21 protein-coding genes and 1 tRNA gene are annotated in these 24,355 nt (G+C 43.7%); 15 read left to right on the top strand and 7 right to left on the bottom strand.

Annotated elements, in window-relative coordinates:
* The first annotated feature begins 2 nt into the window (after window positions 1–2).
* From murG to JCM15907_RS03595, 10 genes are all read left to right on the top strand, one after another.
* Window positions 3–1,145, top strand: a complete 1,143-nt coding sequence (murG, locus tag JCM15907_RS03630; RefSeq protein WP_025842756.1) for an undecaprenyldiphospho-muramoylpentapeptide beta-N-acetylglucosaminyltransferase — start codon at window positions 3–5, stop codon at window positions 1,143–1,145.
* Window positions 1,132–2,529, top strand: coding sequence for a UDP-N-acetylmuramate--L-alanine ligase (gene murC, locus JCM15907_RS03625; RefSeq protein WP_025842755.1), 1,398 nt, complete (start codon window positions 1,132–1,134; stop codon window positions 2,527–2,529). The genes murG and murC overlap by 14 nt, the downstream gene beginning before the upstream one ends.
* Window positions 2,526–3,314 carry a cell division protein FtsQ/DivIB gene (locus tag JCM15907_RS03620; RefSeq protein ID WP_025842754.1) on the top strand — a complete coding sequence of 263 codons (789 nt, stop codon included), beginning with the start codon at window positions 2,526–2,528 and terminating at the stop codon, window positions 3,312–3,314. Before murC ends, JCM15907_RS03620 begins: the two co-directional genes overlap by 4 nt.
* Before the next feature lie 58 nt (window positions 3,315–3,372).
* Window positions 3,373–3,939, top strand: a complete 567-nt coding sequence (locus tag JCM15907_RS03615) for a hypothetical protein (protein WP_025842753.1) — start codon at window positions 3,373–3,375, stop codon at window positions 3,937–3,939.
* 75 nt (window positions 3,940–4,014) lie between these two features.
* A complete protein-coding gene (gene dacB, locus JCM15907_RS03610; RefSeq protein WP_036885403.1) occupies window positions 4,015–5,499 on the top strand; it encodes a D-alanyl-D-alanine carboxypeptidase/D-alanyl-D-alanine endopeptidase in 1,485 nt (494 codons plus the stop codon).
* Between the two features lie 19 nt (window positions 5,500–5,518).
* Window positions 5,519–5,773, top strand: coding sequence for a hypothetical protein (locus JCM15907_RS12830; RefSeq protein ID WP_148297451.1), 255 nt, complete (start codon window positions 5,519–5,521; stop codon window positions 5,771–5,773).
* Entirely contained in the window at window positions 5,731–6,879 is a 1,149-nt protein-coding gene (locus tag JCM15907_RS10565; RefSeq protein WP_051522362.1) for a PepSY domain-containing protein, read from the top strand. The genes JCM15907_RS12830 and JCM15907_RS10565 overlap by 43 nt, the downstream gene beginning before the upstream one ends.
* Complete coding sequence (locus tag JCM15907_RS12825) at window positions 6,834–7,049, top strand: hypothetical protein (protein WP_148297450.1); 216 nt, start codon at window positions 6,834–6,836, stop codon at window positions 7,047–7,049. The genes JCM15907_RS10565 and JCM15907_RS12825 overlap by 46 nt, the downstream gene beginning before the upstream one ends.
* An 8-nt stretch (window positions 7,050–7,057) precedes the next feature.
* Complete coding sequence (locus JCM15907_RS03600) at window positions 7,058–8,446, top strand: alpha/beta hydrolase family protein (protein ID WP_025842751.1); 1,389 nt, start codon at window positions 7,058–7,060, stop codon at window positions 8,444–8,446.
* Between the two features lie 455 nt (window positions 8,447–8,901).
* Window positions 8,902–8,975 (top strand) — tRNA-Asn (locus JCM15907_RS03595).
* Between the two features lie 251 nt (window positions 8,976–9,226).
* Here JCM15907_RS03595 and JCM15907_RS12130 read toward each other — a convergent pair.
* The 7 genes from JCM15907_RS12130 to JCM15907_RS03550 all read right to left on the bottom strand — a co-directional run bounded on the left by JCM15907_RS12130 (window position 9,227) and on the right by JCM15907_RS03550 (window position 20,531).
* Window positions 9,227–12,415: a leucine-rich repeat domain-containing protein gene (locus JCM15907_RS12130; protein ID WP_025842750.1), complete on the bottom strand. Its 3,189-nt coding sequence runs from the start codon at window positions 12,413–12,415 to the stop codon at window positions 9,227–9,229.
* Window positions 12,416–12,672: 257 nt separating this feature from the next.
* Window positions 12,673–13,071 carry a rhodanese-like domain-containing protein gene (locus JCM15907_RS03580; RefSeq protein ID WP_025842749.1) on the bottom strand — a complete coding sequence of 133 codons (399 nt, stop codon included), beginning with the start codon at window positions 13,069–13,071 and terminating at the stop codon, window positions 12,673–12,675.
* Window positions 13,072–13,171: 100 nt separating this feature from the next.
* Window positions 13,172–14,203 carry a L,D-transpeptidase gene (locus JCM15907_RS03575; RefSeq protein WP_025842748.1) on the bottom strand — a complete coding sequence of 344 codons (1,032 nt, stop codon included), beginning with the start codon at window positions 14,201–14,203 and terminating at the stop codon, window positions 13,172–13,174.
* Between the two features lie 29 nt (window positions 14,204–14,232).
* Window positions 14,233–16,500: a cation:proton antiporter gene (locus JCM15907_RS03570; RefSeq protein ID WP_051522367.1), complete on the bottom strand. Its 2,268-nt coding sequence runs from the start codon at window positions 16,498–16,500 to the stop codon at window positions 14,233–14,235.
* Window positions 16,501–17,009: 509 nt separating this feature from the next.
* Window positions 17,010–17,468 (bottom strand): GatB/YqeY domain-containing protein, encoded by a 459-nt coding sequence (locus JCM15907_RS03560; RefSeq protein WP_025842746.1) that lies wholly within the window; start codon window positions 17,466–17,468, stop codon window positions 17,010–17,012.
* Window positions 17,469–17,470: 2 nt separating this feature from the next.
* The gene (ftsZ, locus tag JCM15907_RS10555; RefSeq protein ID WP_025842745.1) at window positions 17,471–18,934 is read right to left on the bottom strand and encodes a cell division protein FtsZ; all 1,464 of its coding nucleotides are present in this window, start codon (window positions 18,932–18,934) and stop codon (window positions 17,471–17,473) included.
* A gap of 64 nt (window positions 18,935–18,998) precedes the next feature.
* Window positions 18,999–20,531 carry a cell division protein FtsA gene (locus tag JCM15907_RS03550; protein ID WP_025842744.1) on the bottom strand — a complete coding sequence of 511 codons (1,533 nt, stop codon included), beginning with the start codon at window positions 20,529–20,531 and terminating at the stop codon, window positions 18,999–19,001.
* A 271-nt stretch (window positions 20,532–20,802) separates the two neighbouring features.
* On the opposite strand from JCM15907_RS03550, the gene mutY reads away from it, so the two are divergent.
* The 5 genes from mutY (at window position 20,803) to JCM15907_RS03520 (ending at window position 24,339) form a co-directional block, all read left to right on the top strand.
* Window positions 20,803–21,867 (top strand): A/G-specific adenine glycosylase, encoded by a 1,065-nt coding sequence (gene mutY / locus JCM15907_RS10550; protein WP_036885400.1) that lies wholly within the window; start codon window positions 20,803–20,805, stop codon window positions 21,865–21,867.
* A gap of 184 nt (window positions 21,868–22,051) precedes the next feature.
* Window positions 22,052–22,729: a tRNA (guanosine(37)-N1)-methyltransferase TrmD gene (trmD, locus tag JCM15907_RS03535; RefSeq protein ID WP_025842742.1), complete on the top strand. Its 678-nt coding sequence runs from the start codon at window positions 22,052–22,054 to the stop codon at window positions 22,727–22,729.
* A 36-nt stretch (window positions 22,730–22,765) separates the two neighbouring features.
* Window positions 22,766–23,401 carry an orotate phosphoribosyltransferase gene (gene pyrE, locus JCM15907_RS03530; protein ID WP_025842741.1) on the top strand — a complete coding sequence of 212 codons (636 nt, stop codon included), beginning with the start codon at window positions 22,766–22,768 and terminating at the stop codon, window positions 23,399–23,401.
* A 30-nt stretch (window positions 23,402–23,431) separates the two neighbouring features.
* Entirely contained in the window at window positions 23,432–23,845 is a 414-nt protein-coding gene (locus JCM15907_RS12125; protein ID WP_025842740.1) for an SRPBCC family protein, read from the top strand.
* Between the two features lie 65 nt (window positions 23,846–23,910).
* Window positions 23,911–24,339, top strand: coding sequence for a Rieske (2Fe-2S) protein (locus JCM15907_RS03520; protein WP_148297449.1), 429 nt, complete (start codon window positions 23,911–23,913; stop codon window positions 24,337–24,339).
* Window positions 24,340–24,355 lie beyond the last annotated feature (16 nt).

Below are 24,355 nucleotides of genomic sequence, written 5' to 3'. Positions count from 1 at the left end.
TTATGGAAAAGAAAATAGAACGTGTAATTATATCTGGAGGAGGTACGGGTGGGCACATATTTCCTGCCCTTGCCATTGCCGATGCCATCAAGCAGAAGCATCCTAATGTTGAGATTCTTTTTATCGGCGCAGTAGGACGTATGGAAATGGAGCGGGTACCTCAAGCAGGCTATCGGATAGAGGGGCTTACGGTGCAAGGGTTAGATAGAAAAAGACCTTGGCGCAATGTATTGGTACTTTTCAATCTATACAAGGCACGAGTGAGAGCCAAACAAATTATTCGAGAGTTTCGCCCCAATGCCGTAGTAGGTGTGGGTGGATATGCCTCTGCTCCTACTCTATTGGCTGCTCAAAAACTGGGTATCCCGACTTTGATTCAAGAGCAAAACAGTTTTGCAGGAAAGACCAACAAACTGCTTGCCCGTCGTGCCCAAGCCATCTGCGTAGCCTACCCCAATATGGAACGTTTTTTTCCCTACACACCCCCTATTCTAACGGGTAACCCAATACGTCCTATTTTGGAAGACACTCCTCTTCCCTCCCGAGCAGAAGCATTACGAAGTTTTGGTTTCAGCAATGAAAATTATCCCTTAGTATTAGTGGTAGGAGGTAGCCTCGGTGCCAAGACCATTAACCAAAGTATCTGCAATGGGCTTAAGCTCTTTATAGAAAATCGTGTCCGCCTCATATGGCAAACAGGGAAAGGATATGCCAAAGAGGCTCAGGAAGCACTAAAAAAATTAGGGCCAGAAGCAGAAGAGTGGATTGTGTCGCTCCCTTTTATCGAACATATGGACAATGCCTATGCCGCTTGCAATCTCATGATATCTCGAGCGGGTGCCTCTACCATATCGGAAATCTCGCTGTTAGGCAAGCCCTCGATACTGGTTCCCTCGCCCAATGTGGCAGAAGATCATCAGACCCACAATGCCCAAGCTCTCTCTTCAAGAGGAGCAGCCCTTTTGGTACCTGATACACAAGCTCACGATATTTTAGTTCCAGAAGCACTTCAATGGGTTACACAGCCCGAAGCACTAAAACGTATGAGCGAGGCTGTTTTATGTTTGGCAGCTCCTCGCTCTGCAGCAAAGATTGTTTCCATTCTTGAGCAAATTATTTTTTCCCCAAAGCATGATAACGCCTAATAACTATAAGAAGATATACTTCATCGGTATTGGAGGCATCGGTATGAGTGCCTTGGCTCGCTACTTTCACAGTAATGGAGCAGAAGTTAAGGGTTACGATTTAACTCCCTCGCCCCTCACACAGACTTTAGAAAAGGAGGGCATACCGATCCATTACACCGACAGTCCTGAGTTTTTGAGTGAATGGTATCCCAACTCGTCCGAGGTGCTGGTGGTCTATACACCCGCTGTTCCTGACGATTTGGGAGAATTGGTCTATTGTCGCACACATAACTTCCGAGTTGTTAAAAGAAGCGAAGCCTTGGGAGAAGCGGTATACAACCAACAACTTTTAGCAGTAGCAGGCACACATGGCAAGACCACAACTTCTTCTCTACTAGCTCATCTAATGCACAACAGCCATATAGGGGGAAATGCTTTTTTAGGTGGAATTGTTGCAAACTACTCCTCCAATCTGTTGTTAGATCCTCAAAGCGACTTCGTCGTAGTAGAGGCAGACGAATACGACCGCTCGTTTCTACATCTCTCACCTCATATGGCAATTGTTACCTCGCTTGACCCTGACCATCTGGATATATACGAAACACCCGAAGGATATAGAGAAGGCTTTGCCCAATTTGTGGCACGCATAAAACCCAATGGAGCATTAGTTTACAAAAAAGGTATCTACCCTCAACTGCCCCAACGAGCCAAAGGGGTACGCGCCTTTTCGTACGCTATGGAGCAAGAGGCAGATTTCTATGCCGATAACCTTCAATTCAAGGAGGGCAAACTCTTCTTCGACTGGCACTGTAAGGCTGATGGACTCACGCTCTCGTCCTTAGAATTAGGGGTACCGATAGCTATCAATGTAGAGAATGCCACAGCAGCCATGGCAGTGGCTTATCTTAATGGTGTTACAGCAGAGGAACTACGTGAAAGTCTCTCTTCCTTTAGGGGTATTCATCGGAGATTTGAACGTTTGGTAGATACTCCTCGTTGTGTCTTTATAGACGATTATGCCCATCACCCCGAAGAGCTTCGAGCTGCTATTACTTCAGTACGCAAGCTGTACCCTCAAGAGTCCATATTGGGAATTTTCCAGCCCCACCTTTACTCTCGTACCCAAGACTTCTATAAAGAGTTCGCTCAGTCTCTCTCGCTTTTGGACGAAGTTATTTTGCTTCCCATATACCCTGCTCGAGAGGAGCCCCTGCCCGGAGTAACAAGCGAATTAATCCTGCAAGAAATATCCATCTCATCTAAAAGTATTATAGCCCGAGAGGAAGTTGTAACCCATTTGGAGCAAAGGAGCGATTTACCTCGTATAATCTTAACTCTCGGAGCTGGTAACATAGACCGAATAGTACCTCTATTAGCCCAACTTTTGCGTACCCGACGATGATAAAAAAAATACTTATAAGAATAGGCATTCTTCTCTGCATAGCCTTCCTTCTTTACTTAGCCCTTACCATACCTCAAAGGAAGCAAGAGGTAACTATACAGAACATAGAGGCACATGTAAAGGAAGGAGAGACACCTAAGTTCGTGAACGAAGTCCAACTGATAGAGGACGTAAAAAAATTGAAGCCCGACCTGATCGGTTTTCGAGCAGACTCGGTAAACCTTTCGGCACTGGAGCAATCGCTCCTTAAGAATACACTCTTCAAGGAGGTAAACATATTCTACACAACTAAAGGCACACTACATGTAGAGGTTACCCAAAGAGACCCATTCTTCATTGTCTCTACCCCCAAGGCAAGCTACTACGTTACCCGAGATAGAGAGATAATACCCCTGCACCCACAGGAACAATACTCTTTTCCTCTTATGGTGGTACATGGTCATGTCCCCGCCGAGAGTGCCACGGGGAGTATCTATGACTTAATGCTCCACATATCAAAAGATGCCTTTTGGAATTCTTTCTTTACCTCTCTTTATGTAACAGCCCCCGAGAAGCAACTCATTGCCCAAACACGCATTGCTGGATTGGAAGTCAATTTTGGAGCTATGCAGGAGTGGAAAAGAAAACTATGGCAACTGCGCACCTTCTTAGATAAAGTTATCCCTCAATTAGGATGGGGGGCTTTCAACTCTATATACCTTGAGTATCCCGACAGAGTAATTACAGTACCCACACACGATACGAGTATCTCCTTACATCAAGACTCCATTTTCACTCAGCAGTAGATGTAGCTTTTCTACGTATATTTGCAACAAGTTCAAAATCTATATAACAAGACCAATTATGAGCATACTCAAGGCTTTTACACTCATAGGAACTCTCCTTGTGCTATTAACATTCGGGGGATGTGCCTCTAAAAAAGAGGCTTCTAAACAAAATACTTCTACAATGGAAACTTCCGCCAGCAACGTTCAACAAATGCCTATTGGCTTTGGAGGCAAAGGGGTACAACAACTCGCTCCTATCGTGATTTATAAAACTCGTAGTAATTACAACCATATGGTACCGGTAACCTTAGAGGTCGATGGCACAATTATTAGCTATCCCTCTCGCGGAGACTTGGGCAGTGAAGGCAACTACTTCTACCCTATCGAGTTGGACAATGGTTACCTTTGGGATCGTCGAGGCGTGGGGCTAACAACCGCCTTTTTAAGCCTCTCCTATGAAGAGTACAGTGCTCTACCTACAGACCCAACGGCAGTAGAACTACAAGATTTTATCATGGACAAGTCTCCTTTTACCTTTCTCGCTGTATGCGATCGATCACAACTTAAGGAGATAACAGCCGAAGAGCTCAATCGCTACATCGCAGCAGGTATGCCTGGAGCCAACATATTTATAAACCAATAAGGAACAATCTCAGGAGGTAGAAAATATACTAACGTATAAATTCTACCTCTTTTTATATCTATATCCTTTTGAGCCATGCGATATAAGATACCTCGTAGCTACTACCCAATCTCTTTTTTGGGGAGCTTCTTGGGGCTACTTCTCTCTACCTTCGCCCTTCAAGCCCAACAATTATACGAGCTTTCCACCCAAGCCTCTTCTCTCCTTCGAAAAAGCGAAGAGGCGCAAGAAGCACTCTACTCCGTTGCTGTACAAGATATATTTGACCCCTCAGAACGCTATGGCTATGCATCGGAGCGTGTCCTTTGCCCCGCCTCAGTAACCAAACTCTTCACCACCGCCATAGCTTTAGATGTATTAGGTCCCGACTACTCTTTCGTTACTGACCTTTACCTCCGAGGTAAGGTAGAGCAAAATATACTCAACGGCGACCTGATTGTCGTTACCCATGGCGACCCTTCCATAGCTTCTAAGTATTTTCCCAACGATTCTACTCGATGGATAGAAAGCGTCTACTTGACCCTTCAAGCCCAGCATATAAAAGAAGTAAGAGGTAATATCATTATCGAATCTGCCTCCTTTGACTCCATAGGCGTACACCCTCTATGGGACCAAGAAGACAGAGGAGAATACTACGCTACAGGGGTCTATGCAGCTAATATCTATGACAACTGGATAGACCTCTACTATACCACTGGTAGAAAAAGCGATGACTTTACCTTCTTGGGGACTAATCCACCCGATACGGGGGTAGAATGGAGGCATCAACTCAGTGTAAACTGTAATAAAAGTGGATGGGGATGTCGTGGTTATGGACGAGATGAGAAACGTACCATAAAAGGGACACTACCCTGCAATCGAGATAGAGTAACACTCAAATCGGATCTTCCCAACCCACCTCGATACATGGGAGCTATATTAAAAAAACGACTTATCGAATATGGTATCTTCGTTGAGGGGCAAGTACAAACCCTCTTTACACCACTCAATGATCGAGGTAAATTGGCAGGAAAATACTACTCTCCATCACTTAAAGAACTTTGCCGAGAGATGAATTACCGCAGTCTGAACCACTATGCCGAAGCTATTCTCAAAACCATTGCCATAGCCCCCTCGGACTCCACACCAGCTTCGACAAAAGGAGCTATTGAAAAAGCCTTACAAGTATGGAAAGAGGGAGGGCTAACTTTCTCTCCACAATTTAGGCTCTATGACGGCTCTGGACTGGCTCGCGCCAATCGGACCTCTGCTTCTGATGTTACCACTCTTCTAAACTATGTAGCCTTGGGAAGTATCGAACAGGTCGATGCCTTTATGCAAACCCTCCCACAAGCAGGAGTAGAGGGAACGGTAAAGAACTTTATGAAAGAGAGTTACCTGCGGCTCTTCGTCAAAAGTGGTTCTATGAAAGGTATTCAGTGCTATGCTGGCTATCTTCACTACAATGGGCGTACATACAGTGTGGCACTATTAGCCTCAGAAGTTAAGGATAGAGTCAAGGTACGTCTTGCTCTGCAAAACTATTTGGAAACACTCTTCCCCACCACTCTTTCTCTCTAACTACCAATTCACTTACTCTATGATACGTGGCCTTATCCGCTGGCATAAATGGCTTAGTTGGTTGCTTTCGTTTTTTCTTATTTTCTTTGCCCTCTCAGGCATCTTACTGAATCATCGACACACACTTTCAGGGATAGATATTTCAAGGGGCCTACTACTTCCCTCCTATCATTATAAAAATTGGAATCATGGTTCTATGATAGGTTCGGTAGCCCGAGATAGTCTTTCCCATTGGTATATGGCTATTCGGGTATATGGCTCACCGACCACTTAGCACAACACTTCGTAGACTTCAACAAGGGGCTACCTAATGCTACCGATCAACGCTCGATACGAGCCCTTGCCCGAGCCCCTCAAGGGAGTCTCTTTGCCCTTACACCCTATCACCTATACCGCTATACGTACAAAGGTTGGGAGAAACAAGCGATCGCTGTAAAGAAAGACGATGCTCTCCTTACAGATGTTGTCTTTAAAGGCGATAGTATGCTGGTGCTATCTCGATCTGCACTACTCCTCTCGCTACCACCTTACAAAGAATTCTCGTTGGTACCTCTACAAGCTCCCGAAGGGTACAAGCCTCAAGCTTCGCTCTTCCGTACACTTTGGATGCTACATAGTGGTACTCTGTTTGGCTCTGTAGGCATTTTTGTAGTCGATATAATCGGTCTTCTACTCTTGATTTTAATTGTAACAGGGCTACTCATCACCCTCTATCGTATAATGGTGCGAAGAAATAAGGATAAAAAAATCCGCAACAATGCCCTATTGAAAAAGTGGAATACATCGCTACAATGGCATAATTGGGTGGGAAAGAGCTTCTTCATACTCTTATTGCTAATTACCCTTACGGGAATGTTTTTACGTCCTCCCTTGCTTATTCCTATCGCTCGAACAAAAGTACCTACCATTCCAGGTACTGCTCTCCACTCGGACAATCCTTGGAAAGATAAGTTGCGCAAGCTACGCTATGACTCGATTGCAGGCGAGTGGTTACTCTCTACCTCAGAAGGCTTTTTTTCTTTAAGACATTGGAATCAATCACCCCAACGTATAACAGCATCCCCTCCCGTTAGTGTTATGGGTGTAAATGTCTGGGAACAAGAGTCTGATGGTTCGTGGATAGTGGGTTCTTTTAGCGGTATCTATCGCTGGAATCGCTCCTCTCAAGAGAGCTTAGATTATATCACTCAAAAGCCTATAAAGGCAGTCCAGGGAGGTATGCCCTCGTTCGAAAATGCTATTTGTGGGTTTTCCAACCATTTTACTCAAGGGCCTCTCATAGTAGACTATAACAAAGGGGCTTCATTTATTGACTCCAACTGTCCTATCCCTCTATGCCTGACGAACTACGACCAGGGCGCATCTCTCTGTGGCAAGTAGCTTTGGAGGCACATACGGGGCGACTTTTCATCCCTCATATGATGGGTTCCATGCTCTACATTTTCGTAGTGGGGCTTTTGATTCTTATCGTGTTTTTATCAGGATACATCGTATATAAGAAACGATACGTAAAAAAGTCGCCCAAGAAGTCAAAGAAAAATACCCAATAAAGAAAAGAATGCGGAACAATAAATATCTCCCTTGCTGGTTAGTAACCCTTCTTCTCTCCTTAAATATAGGGGTTGTATCTGCCCACTCTCTATCGGGTACTTGGTATGGCACAATCAGCTTACCTTTTGGTGCAGAGTTAAGTTTGGTAATCCATCTTACTGAAGAAAAGGAGAGTTGGGGAGGAACAATGGATAGCCCTGACCAAAACGCCTTCGACATACCTTTATCTGAGGTAAAAATGGAAAACACATCACTCTATTTCTCTCAAAAAGAGCTTTCCATCTCCTACAAGGGGGTACTGAATAATAAGGGAGCTTTCGAGGGTACTTTCGAACAAAATGGCTTCTCCTTACCACTATTATTGAGTAGAGAGAATTATCGATATCGCCCACAGACTCCGCAAGCACCTTTTCCCTACCATGAAGAGGAGTGTACTTTCTTTAGTGAAAAGCAAGAGTCGATAACCCTTTCGGGGACCTTAACTTTTCCGAAAAACACTTCTACCCCTCTGCCTGTGGTGTTACTTCTTACGGGTAGCGGTCCGCAAGATAGAGATGAAACGCTCATGGGACACAAACCCTTTGCCCTAATTGCAGATACACTTACTCGAGCAGGTTTTGCCGTACTCCGTTATGACGATAGAGGGGTAGGTAAAAGTACAGGATACTTTGCCAAAGCCAGCATCCAAGATCTAAAAAATGATGCGCTATGCGCTATACGATTTCTACAGCAACATCCTAAAATTGACACTAAGAGAATCTATCTCTTGGGGCATAGTGAAGGAGGCATCATAGCTTCGATGATAGCCGCACAGCACCAACAAGATATAGCAGGAATAGTACTGCTTGCCACCCCCATACAACCTCTTGTGGAGCTCCTCCCCATGCAGGCAAGAGCAATAGGTGCTTTGGAAGGCTTAGACAACGCGACACTGGATGAAAACAATCGCATCAATAAAGATTTGCTCTCCATAGCCGTCGATAGTATGCAGAGCGAACAAGAACTCAAAAAGGCTTTGAGCAAATACATTCACTCCTATGCTTCGCAACACCCTCTTCTATCTCCCCTACAACAAAAGCAACTCGAAGAGCAAGCACTTGCTCTGCTCCAACCGGGGATACGTAGCCTCCTTAGCATACGACCGCAGGAGTACTTATCGCAAATAACCTGCCCTATCATCGCTCTACAAGGAGAGAAAGATGTGCAAGTATTGCCCCTCAATATAGATTTACTAAAGGAGCACTGCCCCAAGGCAAGGACTCGACTCTTCGCAGGTCTCAATCATCTCTTTCAACCAGCCTCTACGGGAAGTCCCAGAGAGTATGCTCGCATAGAGATTACTATAGCTCCCGAAGCCTTAGGATGGTTAGTAGAGCAACTAAAAGAGATAGAGTAGCTTTCTTTTTCCACAGAAAATTTCAATCGAAAAGGTATAACCCTTTTGAGAGTTTGCACGGATGGTTTGGCGCCAAAGGGTCAATGGTTCGGAAAGTTTGCACGGAAGGTTTTGCTTCAAAGGGTTAATGGTTGGGAGAAATAGCTGGAATTATCAAGAGTCGGAGCAGTATAGATGGAGGCAATAGCCATTGTTCGTTTCGCTTCGTTCCTGCTTTATCTACATGTTTTGGAGTAGTTTTAGGCTGTTGAGTACTTTGTTATCTTTTGCCTTACTATTCTTTGAGTACTTGTGCTAGGATTTAGATGAAGATGGCTAATCTTTTGTACATCAGTTTCTTCTCTTAGTACTCGGTTAGAAGGCGAAGAGTAGAGAGGGAAATAGAGGATAAAAGTTTTAGCAAAAGTGTTGCTAATCCCGAAATAATAGCTATCTTTGCAGTCGGAAATAAAAATGCTTCCTTAGCTCAGTTGGTTAGAGCATCTGACTGTTAATCAGGGGGTCCAAGGTTCAAGTCCTTGAGGGAGCGCAAAAGAAAGGGTCGTTATTCACAAAGAGTAACGACCTTTTTCGTTTTACATTTTGTCGGAAGAGAGTTTCAGATAACGAGATAATTATAGCTATACAGCTTTTGTTGTATTACTCTCATTACGTAAATATGGTTGTACATTGCTCTGTACTTTTTCTTCTTATTAATGTTATGTTTTTATCTCTGCCAAGGGAACTCCCCCAAAAAAGGTAAATAGAAGAGCCTTTCTGGGAGAGTTCGAGAGTAGCATTCTATCGTATCAAACGTAGGGCTTGGCGAACTTCTTCTTCGTAATAAGCTACCGCAATATAGGTTCCCTCATCGAGAGAGGATAGATCTATCCACTCTGTTGGATTTTCCGAAAAAAGTACTTTCTGCCCGAGCATATTGTACACCTCTATGTGTAAATAGGGTTTCACGAAGTGTAGTCTTTGGTTTGTTTTGTCGTAGTAGTAATGGAGCTCTTCGGCATTGATTGGAGTAATAGCATCGGGTAGTCCCGGAGCGTTCTTTACTATCCAACCAAGGGAGTGCGCTTTGTTAGTGTCTACTTCGCTACTTCCATAGTTGTAACTAATATCAATTTGCTTAACCCACTCTTTGTTGTTTTCGTTAATCTCAACCGAAGAGACATCGGGTAAATCGTTCAAGAGGCGAGTAAGTACCTCTTTGTGTAGTTCGTTATGATCAAGTCTAATGCCCTGTATGCCTTGATTGCTTTTGAGGTTAATCTCCTTGAGCTTATTGTGCGAAGCGAATAGCTTCTGCAAATTGCTTAGATGGGCTACTTCGAGCGAGGCGATTTCATTATTCTGGCATTCTAACCATACAATGTTTTTATTGTTTTCAATAGATAGATGGGTCAATCTGTTGCTGTCGCATTCCAGCCAAATTAGTTGCTTTTGACGAGATATATCCAACTGTTTGAGTTGATTATTGCCCACCCAAAGTACAGATAAATCGGGGTTGTGGCTTAGGTCGATACTGTGCAATTTATTGTGCGATGCCTTAATTTGCTTCAATTTACTTTGCTGGCTGAGATCTATTTTCTCAAGATGATTGTCGTCGAGGATAAGCCATTGTAGAGCTTTGAGGGGAGTGAGATCAATTTGTTTGAGTTTGTTCTGCCCAAGATAGAGGTTCTCAATAGCTGTATTGTGTGAGAGATTTATTGTCTCGATACTATTCTTAGTAAGTGTTAGCGTTTTGAGTTGCTTGTTTTGGCTTAGGTCGAGCCAAGAGAGAGCGTTCTCTACAGCGTAGAGTTTAGTCAGTTTGTGGTTCTTTGTTAGGTCTAAGCTCTTGATTTTATTGTTCGCACAGAGCAACTCATCCAATTCGCTACATTGAGTTACATTAAGTTGTTCTATTTCGTTGTTTTCGCAACTGATAGTAGTGAGTTTGTCCGCTTTGGAGGGCAATATGAGTTCGCTAATTCGATTGTCATTACAGATAATGGAGGTCAAATTCTCTATGTGCGATAGGTCCAATCGCCCTGATATTTGGTTGTTTTGACAACTTATTACATTCATCCTGTTTTGGGCTTTGAGGTTCAATGCTCCTGATATTTTGTTTCGATCGCAGTAGAGCATATAGAGGTTGGGCGAGTGCGAGACATCAAGACTCTTGAGCTCGTTATCCATAACCTGAAGTTTCATGAGGCTTTTGGCATTTGAGAGATCGAGCGATGCAATACCCTGTTGATTAGCTACAAATACAAGGATTCCCTCTCCGTATATTTTAATAGTTCTACCTTGTACTGTCTCTGTGATTACTTTAGCCCCTTCATATTGAATTGGTTGTCCAGAGCCGAAGTCTATCGAAAAAGAGGTCCCCTCATTTCCTCCCACACCGAGCTTAACATTACTATTCTCGGTGCTCATAGTAACCACGATGGCAGGGATTGCTTGGGGCGGTTTGTAGGCAAAGGCACCTCTATCTATCTTCCCATCTCGTATACGCTCTACACCACGCATATCGGTAGGTTCTGGTGTCTCAGGGATTATTTCGCCTGTAGCAATATGATCGCTACCAACGTCAAGTGCCCAATCAGCCGAATAAATTTCTTCTTTTTGCTCGGGTGTTAGTGCTGACCCTGTAAAAGAGGTTGAGCGTATGAAGCCTACGGGAGAAGGGTCGTCTGAGGCTATTGTATTGAGCATAATGCCCCCCTCTCCCAAAGTTACGTTTTGTACAGGCTGATTGATGAGGCGTGCGTTACATTGTTGTACGGTGGAGTGGTAAAGTTTGCCCGATGTTTTGAAGCCAACGCCCCCACCCAGCTTACCTGAACTACAGTTTGCAATGAGCGAGCCTATTACAGTTGTGGCTCTTTCGCCATAGATTCCTCCTCCTGAGCCACCTCCAGCTTCGCCAAAAGCAGGGTCGTCCGCATAGCAACCTAATATCTGAGTGTGATGTATCTGGCTATTCGCAGAGTAGATGCCTCCACCTACGAGCCCTCGGCAGTCGGCAATATAGCAGGCCTTTATTTGTGCATCATTGGCACAGATAGCACCACCTTTACCTCCGTAACAGTCATAGAAGTAGCAGTTTTTTATCTCTCCGCTGTTTAGTCTTACTGCACCGCCAGCATCTACGCCGACATTGGCGCGAAATAGGGAGTTAGATATAGTACCTTGCTCTAAGTACACTGCCCCTCCTTCGGCAGAGAATGTAGGGAGATAGGCTTGATTGTCTTCAAAGAGACAGTTTTCTATACGAGCCTTGCCCCCTCCATTACCTATGTATACAGCACCACCAAAGAAGTTGACATTGCCTTCGGCTCGACTGTATGTAGCGTTTCGCTTAATGATACTATTGAGCAAATGTATCTCGCCACGAGCATAGAGAGCGGCTCCCGATACTTTTACTTGAAATACATCGGCATAGGCCCCTGTTAGTACTAACCCATCAATAACGATAGCATGGGTGGCTATGTCGGGTAGATAGAGTAAGTGATTGGCATTCTTCTCATGCCCTGAAATTTTCCAAATATAGCGAGAAGTCGAGCCTTCCTCTATAACTCTTTGCCAAGACTCTTCATTGTCATCGATATTGCCGTCGATAATGGTACGATGCTTGAAGAGAAACTGTAGAGGTACAGGTGCTTGGGTATGTTCGCGCTCTTGTTTAGAGGTTTCACTCCCAGCAAAGCCTCCAAGCAGACTTACTCCATTTTTGAGATGAAAGGCATACGAACGCTTTTTGTTCTCTCGAATGAGTCGAGTCGGTTTGTAGTGCCCTTCGGCAATCCATATCTCATCGCCAGAGGTAGAAGCATCAATCATTGCTTGCAAATCTCCAGATGCTTTTGACCAAGAAGAGCCATCTCCAGAGCCACCTTCCTTTACGAAACGAATATTACCCTGTGCTTTGAGGGTAGGAACACTTAAGAAAATACTCACGAGGAGTATACAATAAGTAATTAAGTTTTTCATAGGTCTATAATCTTTTATTAATGATTATTAGAAGATTTCGTAAAGGTATCAAAAACATATCTAACATCGAATACCTCGAGGCTATGGTGTATTACTAATTTTGTATAGCCTTCTGATCGAGAGAATTACCCCCTCGGGGTATAGTCATTGTTATAAAAAATCCCCAAAAGGCTATGAGGAAACCTTTTGGGGGAGTAGGTATTCTTACGAGTTTTATCTCTCAAATGATTGATTACACTCTTAGAGACAAGCGCACATTACTTTTCGATGGGCATTTTAGATTCTGTCCAAGATTTGATACCTCCTTTTAGCTCCCATACCTTGAACCCCATCTTTTGCATTTTTAGAGCTGCCTTATTGCTTCTTTTACCACTACGACAGTAGAGGTAGTAGGTCTTGTTTTTGTCGAGTTTCTTTATCTCTTGCTCGAAGAGAGGTTCGTCCAGCACGTTGATGAGTATAGCTCCTTTGATATGTCCCATTTTATACTCTTGAGGTTGGCGTACATCAAGGACAATAGCCGAAGGGTCATTCTGTATCGCTTGCTTATATTCTTGAGGGGTAAGACTCTTAATCCCGTTTTGTGCAAAGCTCTTATTACAAAAAACAAGAAGAGCAATCAAGAGTGGCAAAATTTTCCATTTTATATCTTTCATTGTTTCAGCTTATTTGTTATTCTGTATTTACTATATCGAGTTATGTTTCTGTTGTTGTGAAATTTTTGAAGGTCGTAGATGTACTGTTGATAGGAGAGGTTTATTCGATAACAAATATAATGGTTTGCAGGTAAGGTGCCCATTTATAGATGAAGAAGGCATGAGAGGAGGGCGTTCTGACACACATATGCGAGAGTGGACGTGTGCCCAGAGAACTGCTATACTCGGTGATTTCTTCTTTAGGCACCACAGAGGGTACACCATGCACATAGGCTCCTCCTGTGAAGCGACAGGCATAAGGAGCAAACCCTGCTATTTCTGTTTGCGAACCATCTTTAAGATAGCGCATCTTTTCTCGTTTCCCTTGTAAGAGAAACATGCCTAAGGGGGTTTCTTGTGAGTAGGGAGGTTTTTGGATACCTGTAGTACTGGGGTTTACACTCCTTATAGCCCATTGTTGAGGGGATAATCGCTCCGTCGTAACGATATATTGTCGCTTGCGATCTATAAAAATAACGTGCTGAAAAAAGGTGCTGTCTGCAAGAGGAGTGAAATAGGCTCTTGGAACCAAAAATTCTCGATCCAACTCAATGGGATGTACTCGATAATAATCGTTTTCTAATCCCTTGTTGAGAGCTATCCATCCATCTCTTGCATAAAGCAGAGGAAGCTCTAAGTCTTCTTCTGTGTAGAGAGGAATAGCTTGGTAACGTTCTACACCCAACGAATCGAATACGCTTTTACCCTCGATGCGAGCATTTTTAGGCTGAGGAGCTTTCCCTTTTAGGTTTTTGTAGTTTTGCAGTACTCCCCATTGGAAAGAACCTTCTAACATATTCTCCACTAAAGCAAGTTTAGAACGTATTTGCGCCCACTGTATTTGTCTACGCTTTTTATTGTAGGTATAGGTATCTTTTAGGGTGTACTTATCATAGAGTAATATTCTTTCGAGCGATATATCTTCTCCAAAATATATAGGTAGTAGAAGTTGCTCTCGTAGCTCCTTAGAGATATTCTCTGGGTCGAAAGTGAAACTTTGAGTGTCTTCAGTTTGTGCTCTTAAGGGAGTGTATCCCCACCAACCTATTAATAGGACTATAAGGGATACAAGATGAAACACGTTTCTTGTCATAAGAAGTTACTGCTTTATGGATGGTCTCATTACTTCGGGTTTACGATGAGAACACTCGGCAGATGAGCAAGAACCTCAGGACGTAATTCTGTTAGTAAGGTCCATGTTTCGTAGGAGATGAACATAAATTCGTATTGAGAGATTTCCTCGCCCGACTTGCTTGGAAGAAGTAGATTGACAGACAGAGAAGAGTAACCCTCTGCTCCCTTATCTGAGGAGGTAAGTTGTAGAGGTAGGAGTGATACTGTGCCCTTGTTAATTGCCGCCATATTTTGAGCATAGGGTAATAGTAAAGCATCTTCTTTTCCATGGCAAGCTACTAATATACGTCGAGGAGAGGTAAACTTACGATTAACGAAAACTCCGAGCGAGCATTTGGCTTCTTCGGCAAATCGAGCCATTTTGTCGTTAAACATAGTGCGAGCATTGAGGATTGCTTCGGGGGTATTTACGGATAGCTTACCCCAAAATTTTTGGAGTGATTGGTGCTCGCTGATAATACTTTTGTCGATTTCGGAATCCGAAAGGTTTAAGCCTGCCCCGACCAATAGGAATTTATGTTCGCCATTGTTGGCACAATGGATAATTTCTGTCGCTGCTTGGTCAGATATTTTATGGATAGGTTCTACTTTTAGTGATAGGCGTTCGCTCTCTTTGATAGACTCTTCAAAATTTTCTTCAAAGAAAGTCTCCTCATCAATAACGCTAATGTTGTAGCTCATAGTGATGTGTAGTAGCGAAAGTCCATTATTCAACTCTTGTTTGGAGAATATTTGATGTGCCAAGCGGAGCAGAGTTGGACCTGTATTTGAACGCCCGAAAGCCAAGAGAACACGTTGGCTGATTTTACGAAGTTTGCCTTTTCTTTTCTGTACTAAGGCATCTATTGTATCTATTAGGTGAATCAATGGAGCTGTCATCAGGGTTGTTACCAATGTCATAAGTACCAATATGGCGAAGAAGACAGGTGGTAGTACCCCCAAATCAAGACCTATCTTTAGTACAACGAGTTCCATGAGACCTCGCGTATTCATGTAAGCTCCTAAGTACAAACTCTCCTTTACTTGTAGCCCACAGATACGAGCCGAGAGATAAGTACCTCCAATCTTGCCGATAATAGCCACGGCGATAAAAATCATAAGGAGAATCCATAACTCTGGAGTATTGATAAGTCCCAGCTCGGTACGTAGTCCCGAAGAGGCAAAGAATAGTGGTAAGAATACGTTGAGCGAGACATCCTCTACCTTTTCGGTGAGGATGTGGCGAAACTTTACATCTTCGGGCATGATGAGACCTAATATGAATGAGCCGAAAAGGGCATGCATACTTAGAATTTCTGTTACATAGGCACTCACCAAAAGGAGTATGAAGATAAGTCCTATAATGGACTTGCTAATAAGTTCTTGTTTGTTATAAATACGTCCGATGATAGAAAAGAGAGGGCGTAGGATGCCGAAAGCTACCAAAAGATAGAGTAGCAAGAAAAGGAAGTTGAAGATAGCACTATTGAAGCTCCCACTTTGTGTGATTGCCATAATACCAGCCAGAAGAAGCCATGCAATGATATCGCCAGCAGCTGCTGTATTAAGTGCCAATTTCCCCAAGGGAGTACGACTCATAGAACGCTCTTGGATGATGCGAGCCAATACGGGGAAGGCTGTAATACTCATAGATATACCCATAAAAAGAGCGAGAGGCAAGAATGCTACTTGACTGGAGTAACGGGTATAGGTAGTGATACATAGGACAATTCCTAAAACAAAGGGAATAAAAATGCCCGACTGGCTAATGATAAGCGCATTACGGGCTTGTTTACGAATGTCGGATATGTTGAGTTCCATCCCGATCGTAAACATGAAAAGGATAAGACCAAATTGGCTTAAAAGTTCAATACTTCCCAAGCTCGACTCAGGAAAGAGAAAGGCAAACCCCTCTGGCCAAACAGCTCCCAAAAGGGTAGGACCTAAGAGAATACCCGCTACAATCTCTCCAATAACGGTAGGTTGCTTTAGCTTGGAGAAGAGAATCCCCATACCTCTTGCCACAGAGAGAATAACGATAATCTGCAAGAGTAGTAGTCCTATGGTTGTTCCTAAATGGTGCTGTACTCCCTCTGTAAAGGTGGCAAAGGCACTGGTACCTACTCGTATATTGCTCTTTGCCATCTCGTCTGGGGAGAGGATCGGTAGAGCGATAGTTGCCGTTGCCCATATTCCCGCTATAAAAATAAGCAATAGGAAAAGGTAAAATATGAGTGATTTTTTATCTTTCTTTCTTGCTAATTTATCGTCTTGCATATTCATCAATCTTTTTTATTTCCCCTACAAAGATACTTTGTTTGTGTTATTTTCTGCACAGTGATATGTCTGTTTTTGGTATAAAAAAGATGCTTGGAGAGCAATGGATAACTCTCTCCCTTGGTAAACAAGGCTTGTCTTACCTATGGAATACTCCCCTTTTTGGCATTGTTTTATAGTCTTTATCGGACACTATCCATCAATACAAAAGAGCTATAATGGCAACTCTTACCCCTCCCATCCCAGCAAACTTTCCCAACCATTAACCCTTTGAAGCAAAACCTTCCGTGCAAACTTTCCGAACCATTGACCCTTTTGCAACAAAGCATTATAGGAAACTATTACATCTCTTTCTGTGAACACCCATAATGCTCTCTACAAATAGTCAAGAACTAATGTGCAAATGGAGAAAAGGCGACTATAAAAATCCCCATCGTCCAATGAGAACAAAAAAAGGGCAACCCCAAGATTGCCCTACTTTTTCGATATGTTTACGACTCACAAGCGTATCAATTCATTGCTTCCAATACAACTTGAACTACTTCTCCGATAAGTTTTCCATCGGCTCTACCTGCCAACTCTTTACACAAAACTCCTGTTACACGCCCTTTCTGCTTGATATCAGTAATGCCCAATTCTTGTAACTTGGCGGTAACAATAGGGCGCAACTCTTCGGCAGATAATTGCTGGGGGAGATAAGCCTTAAGTACTTCTGCCTCTTCGAGCTCTCTTTGCGCCAAATCGGCACGACCATTTTCGGTGTATATAGCAGCACTATCTGATCTTTGCTTCAGTAGTTTACGGATAATTGCAAGAGCTTTGTCATCGGGAAGCTCTCCAGTACTGCCTTTAGCCGTGAGGACCTCTTGAAACTCTTTTTTTACGCTTCGAAGAGCTTCTAAGCGAACCTTCTCGCGAGCCAACATCGACTCTTTTATATCTTGGTTAATCTGTTCTAATAAAGACATAATCAAAAAAAGTTATTTATTACTGAAATACCATCATTCTCTTCGCTGGTTTTCTCTGCAAAGAGTTCTTCAGACTCTAAAATATGAGAGGGAACTCTCCGTAGTTTGTGAGAGTTTTTACTCTTTCGCATCTCCTCTAAAAGAAAATGCTCTCTGCGAAAAGCAGGCTGATTTTCGACCGCGTGGATAAAAGCATCATCATCCAACTCGTCTAAAGTAAAAACAAAAGGAGTAGTCGAAGACTTTACTCCACTTCCAATCTCTTCAAGTTTATAATACTTACTAATAAGTAAATCATCCTCTTTCTTCTTATAGGCTCGCTGGTAAGACTCCATTGGATCAGACTCTTCCTGTTTCAAGCCTAAAAATTCGTAAGTAGCTTCGGGGGCAAATCCTGAGGCAACAATAGTTACTCTCATACTGTCTTTGAGCGTGTCATCGTAATAGTAGGCACGGATGCAAGCATATCCGCTCTGAAGCGTGCGAGTGAAATCTGTTATTACACTCTGCTCCTCTATCCTCAAGGCATAGCGCTCATCTTTAGAGTGATAAACAGCTATGAGTATGCGCCGTGCCTGCTCCACGTTATTGTTATTGAGCAAAGGTGATCTGAGAGCTTTATCAATAGCCTCTTGCATACGATTGGGACCACTTGCTGTACCAGTACTAACGATAGCCACATTACCATTCTCAAGAGTAGTACGAATATCATTCAAGTCGGCATTTTGATACCCTTGCTTCCAAATGATTTCGGAGATACTCCTCACGGCATTAATCAAAACCTCATTGGCTTTCTGCAGTGCTGCGGGAAAGGTAAGCCCTTTATAAGCCTCTAGCATTCGCTCATTACTGATTACCATAAGGGCGTCTACCTCTTTATGTAGCTCTTCCAACCCTCTTAATGCCTTAATTATTTGATCTCTTCCATCTGCCGAAAATGGGATAGTAACCACAGCAATGGTTAGTAACCCCAACTCTTTCTTTGCAATACGAGCCACAACGGGACTTGCTCCTGTTCCCGTTCCCTTACCCATGCCGGCGGTGATAAAGACCATTTCGGTACAACCATCATTGAGTTTGTCATAAATCTCTTGGAAGCTCTCTTCGGCTGCCTTGCGTCCCTTTTCGGGCAAGTCTCCAGAGCCTAAGCCTCGAGTAACCGTGGGACCTAAAAGGAGTTTATCGGGCACCGCACTCTTGTCCAAGTCTTGTTGGTCAGTATTGAGCAGCAAGTAAGATACGCCCGAAACCTTCGCTTGGTACATATCGGTAGTAGCATTACCTCCACACCCACCGACACCAATTACCTTGATATTAGCTTTTTTCTGCGGTTTGGGGTAATTAAAAGAGAGTTGTGGACGAGGCTCTCCTCCTGAAGAGAGGCGAGATGGGTTCATGTCTATAATTGGAGCATCTCCACTGGGAGTAGCATTTACGCCTGTTATGTTCAGTTTATTATCTTCCATATTACCCTATTTTAAAAGGCTTCTCTTTAGACATACAGTTCTTATTTCCTCTTCTCCTTAAAGATTAAAAATCTCCAAAAGGCGTCTCCTCATCCTCTTCCTGTGGAGTAACAAGAGAGGAAATCTTGTCAGTAACATTTTGCAGGAATCCTTTTGACTTCTTTTTTAAACTAAAGCCTCTACTTCCACCATTATTTGTTTCAGAATGGGTCTCTTGATTTGGGTCTTCCATATTCTCAGAGTCAGGGAATAAGCCTCCGTCATTGGAAGTTGCCGAGGAAGGTGTTTCCGACTTTGCCTCAAGAGTACTCTCAACAAGCTCTGAAAGTGTCTTATGAGTTACCTCAAGACAATCCTCTTGGGCCTCCAATGCCAACCCCAAAAGGGTTATAAAACGAGGGTCTGAACTATAAAGCAAACTATCGCTCAAATCAGTTATCTCATCCGAAATAATCTCCCTTTTTATAGTTCTGATTAGCGTATAGTTGCTTGAGCAATACATCTCTATGAGCTCTTTCATATTCCGTATTTTAGTACCCCCTCCAGCAAAAATATAGCCCGCACGCAACTGTTCTTTGGGAACTTCGGAGTAACCCACGATAGCCACAGCATTGTGTATAATCTCCTTCATACGCATCGAGCTAAGATTGTTAATATCAATCTTGCGATAGGTGGTGGGTTGCTCCGATGTTTCCGTAAGCAATTGCACCGTTTCGTTACGATCTTCCGAAGATCGCATAGCACTCGCATGTTCTATTTTTAGACGCTCGGCATCGTCCTCTACTATCTTCAGATCTGTGAGGTCTTTAGTAACGTTGATTCCACCAAAGGGATACACATTCAACTGTTCCAAACAACCTCGTAAAAAAACAGCTACAGAAGTTGTTCCTCCCCCCACGTTTATATAGGCACACCCCAGCTCTTTCTGAGTAGGCGAAAGTACTACACTGCTCTCGCACAGAGGGGCAACTAAGATTTGTACTAAGGTAAGATGTAGATGATCTTCTATAACCGAGCGTATGTTACGTGCTATGGAACTACGAACAGAAATCAAACGATAATGAGCCTCAAACTTATCTCGACAAACTACCCCAAGAGGCTTCGTGGTATGAATACTATCTATTGTAAAGAAAGGATCTGCGATATGAATAATCTCTCGACCTTCATACCGTTTTTCCTTTACCCTTTGCTGAAAGTCGTCCAACATCTCCTGCGAAATAGGAGTACTCTCCTCATTCATTTTGTGGGAAAATTTCTCCTTATGCGAACGTAGGGTCATACAGTCCACTCCGATATACACTCGCTGAATATGATAATTCTCCTCTAAGCATCCATTCAATTGCTTGATAATAGAGGTTATAATCTCTCCCGTAGCATCTATATTCTGCACCGTACCATGAAATATAGATTTCTTACTGGGTTCTTCGGCATATCCTAGAGGGATAACCCGACCCATACCATCTTTGCATGCAACCATGCCAGAGATTGTAGAACTACCGAGATTTATTACGGCATAAACAGGAGACTTATAGGGCATAAAACTATAATCTAAATCGTCCAAAAATTCATAAAGGAAAGCATCGCACCAAGAGCACATAAGCCTTTGTTATCGAATACTAAAGATACCCTGCATACTACTAAGCCAAACGAAAAAAACAGCTTGCAAAGGCTCTACAACAAGGGCATTCTCGCTCCCTTGCAAAAGTATAAAAATAGGCTGAAACGAGCAATAAAAAGAGCTTTTTTTCAAACAATTACGAGAATAAAAAAGAGCATAGTAGTACAGTTCACCATCTTAGCACCCTCTTTTTTATAGTTCGTCCATCTCTCGCTATCTTTGTAACCTCATCTAAAAACGCCTTACAGACATGCCTCTATCTGTATCTCAACGCCTTGTCTCTCCTCTCCAAGAATGGTATCTCTCGCACCACAGATCACTCCCTTGGCGAGATACTCAAGATCCCTATAAAATATGGGTGTCGGAAATCATTCTTCAACAAACCCGTGTCAATCAAGGGCTCGAATATTATAAGCGTTTTATAACCTACTTCCCCTCCATCAAAGAGTTAGCAGAAGCCCCCGAAGACAAGGTACTTCTCCTCTGGCAGGGACTGGGCTACTACAGCAGAGCACGCAACTTACATAGAGCGGCACAGCTGGTTATGGAGCAATACGAGGGAGTGTTTCCAAAAACATTCGAAGCAATTAGAGCTTTACCAGGCATTGGCGAATACACAGCAGGGGCAATAGCCTCCTTTGCCTATAATCTATCTCACCCTGCAGTAGATGGCAATGTACTCCGTGTAATGAGTCGTATCACAGCTTGTGCCCTACCTATAGACTCTAATATGGGCAAAAAAGAGCTATCTCAGGCTGTAGTCTCTCTACTCAAATCTGCCCATCCTGCTATCTTCAACCAAGCTCTCATCGAACTTGGAGCACTAGTCTGCACACCCAAAAAACCTCAATGTAGCCAATGCCCTATTGCAGAGCATTGTGCGCTTGCAGGCACTCCCGAAGTAGAGCGATACCCCTACAAAGAGAAACAAATAACCATACGTCATCGCTATCTAAATTACATAGTTCTCTCCTCTTCTTCTGGGTACTATATCAACAAACGAGGCGACAATGATATTTGGCGAGGTTTGTACGAATTTCCTTTATTGGAAACCGAACAAGCGACCGCCCCTAAAGACCTTGCCCAGCTATGGCAAGAAAAATTTGCTACTTCGTGGACGGAAATCCCCTCCGCCCCTCTCTTCGAGATGGAGCATAAACTAAGCCATCAGCTCCTACACATCAAAGTGTATCGAGCCGTGCAGAGTGCCGATACGCCCTTGGGCAACCCTTTCCAACTCGTCTCCCAAGGGCAATTGTCAGACTACGCTTTTCCCGTCCCCCTTGCTCAATTCATCAAAAAGCATCGAGAGTAACCCGCTCACCCTCTGCCACGAAGAGCGTTTGATAGACTCATCAACGCCTCCTCTCACTCCTCACAGCCGCTCTCTCCACTCGATAAAAAAGAGCTTTCGACGCCCCTTTCGGCACTTTACCCTCCTTCCGTTTTCCCTATTGCTCTGATATTGTTACCTTTGTGAGCAGTATTATAGGCTAATGATGCACATAGATATTATCACCATACTCCCAGAGATGATAGAGCCTTTACTCTCTGTCTCTATCATCGGCAGAGCTGTCCGTGAGGGGCATGTATGTATCCATCTGCACAATCTCAGAGACTACTCTAACGACAAGTGGCGCAGAGTAGACGACTACCCGTATGGCGGGGAAGCAGGTATGATCATTGGTATAGAACCAATAGCCAATGCCATAGAAAGCCTAAGCAAGGAGCGTGTATATGATGAGATTATCTACACCTCTCCCGATGGCGAACGGTTCGACCAACCGATAGCCAACGAACTAAGCCTTAAAAAGAATCTTCTCATCCTTTGTGGTCATTACAAAGGCATAGACCATCGGGTCAGAGAGCACTTTATCACCCGTGAAATCTCTATTGGCGACTATGTACTTACAGGCGGAGAACTACCCGCAGCCGTTATGACCGATGCTATTGTGCGCCTCCTACCAGGGGTAATTGGCGATGCCGAAAGTGCCCTGAGCGACACTTTCCAAGATAACTTATTAGCCCCCCCTATATACACACGCCCAGCCGACTTCAGAGGATGGCGTGTACCCGACATTCTGCTGAGCGGTCATCAGGCTAAGATAGAAGCATGGAAACAGGAGCAAGCCCTTGAACGAACTCAACGTCTACGCCCCGACCTACTCAACCAATAACTCACAACGACATCTATTTTCACCACAAATAACATTATGGATCACTTAACAGAACAAACCGTAGCTCGGTATCTATTGCAGGTAGAGGCTGTTCGCCTTAGTCCTAAAGAACCTTTTACTTGGGCTTCAGGCTGGAAATCTCCCATCTACTGCGATAACCGTCGCACCCTCTCCTATCCAGAGGCACGCAACTATATAAAGATGGCTATGGCAAAAGCTATCATAGATCGCTATCCCGAGACACAAGTTATAGCAGGCGTTGCTACTGGAGCTATATCGTGGGGAGCTTTTGTTGCAGATGCACTTAACTTACCTTTCGTGTATGTACGTTCGCAAGCCAAAGACCATGGTATGAAAAACCTTATCGAAGGTTACCTACCTGAGAATAGCCGAGTGTTGGTTGTAGAAGATCTTATCTCGACAGGAGGTAGTAGCCTAAAAGCTGTAGAAGCTCTGCGCGATGCTGGCGCCGATATACTTGGGCTCTATGCCGTATATACTCATGGCTTCGAGGTGGCAGAGCAACTCTTTGCAGAGGCTGGTGTAGCTATGCACACCCTAAGCAACTACAACGCCGTTATCGAAGAGGCTCTACGCACTGGCTATATAGCCCCTGAAGTAAAAGAAGTACTCCAAGAGTGGCGCAAAGACCCAGCTAACTGGGGTAAGTAATAGCAACTTTCTCTCCTTACACCCTACACGATGAAAATTAGTAGTACACCCCGAGAAATCAAAGCCCCTATTGCCACTGTCTTTGCCAAGGTATCAAACTTTGAGCACCTACGCCCTCTTGCCGAGAGAGGTGCTATCAATGGTGTCTCTATCTCGGTACAGGATGCCGACACCTGCCTATTGCAAACAGCTATCGTTGGCGACATTGAGCTCACTATCGTACAGAGGGAAGTGCCTACGTTCGTGAGCTTAATACCCAAGAATGCTCCCGTAAGCGGTTCTTTGAGTCTTACTTTAACTCCTCTTTCAGAGGAAGTCACATCGCTTGTATTTACTATAGAGGCAGATGTGCCTATATTCGCAAAAGCCATGGTCTCTAAACCTATGAGCGAAGGTGTCGAAAAGATAGCCGACCTATTCAGTAGCATATCTTATATTGAATGAGAAGGTATTGCACCCATCTAATAAGGCCTTTAGCAGAGAGGAGGGTTATTTTCCTTCTCTTGGCTTTGAGCCTTTTTTCTTTTCTTACCATGGGGTGCATCTATGAGTCGGAGAGCAACATCCCTCCCTCTCCTGTATACTATCAGGTGGACTTCAATTCGTCGGCAGGTAAAGCCCTCATTGCTCCTGGAGGTTATCTTCGGGTAGAGCGTGTAGAGCTTGCCAACTCTGCTATTGGATATGGAGGGTTGCTCATTATCCACTCTCTTCTACAAAACAATGTTTACTATGCCTACGATCTCTCCTGCCCTTATGAGCGCAAAAGGGAGATAAAAATCTTTTTCAATGACCGCTACGAAGCCGAATGTCCTGAATGCAAAAGTCGCTTTAGCATACAGTACGGAGATGGGAGTCCTCTTTCAGAGCCAGCCCACACACCGCTAAGACGCTACGTTGTGCAAACTTCACCACAAGGCTTGACTGTACATAATTAACGATATCTTTCGCCCC

It is taken from the genome of Porphyromonas gingivicanis JCM 15907 (genome assembly GCF_000614585.1).
GTDB classification, from domain to species: Bacteria; Bacteroidota; Bacteroidia; order Bacteroidales; family Porphyromonadaceae; genus Porphyromonas; species Porphyromonas gingivicanis.
The sequence above is the reverse complement of the archived record's forward strand: the minus strand, read 5'-3'. Positions and strand labels throughout refer to the sequence as shown.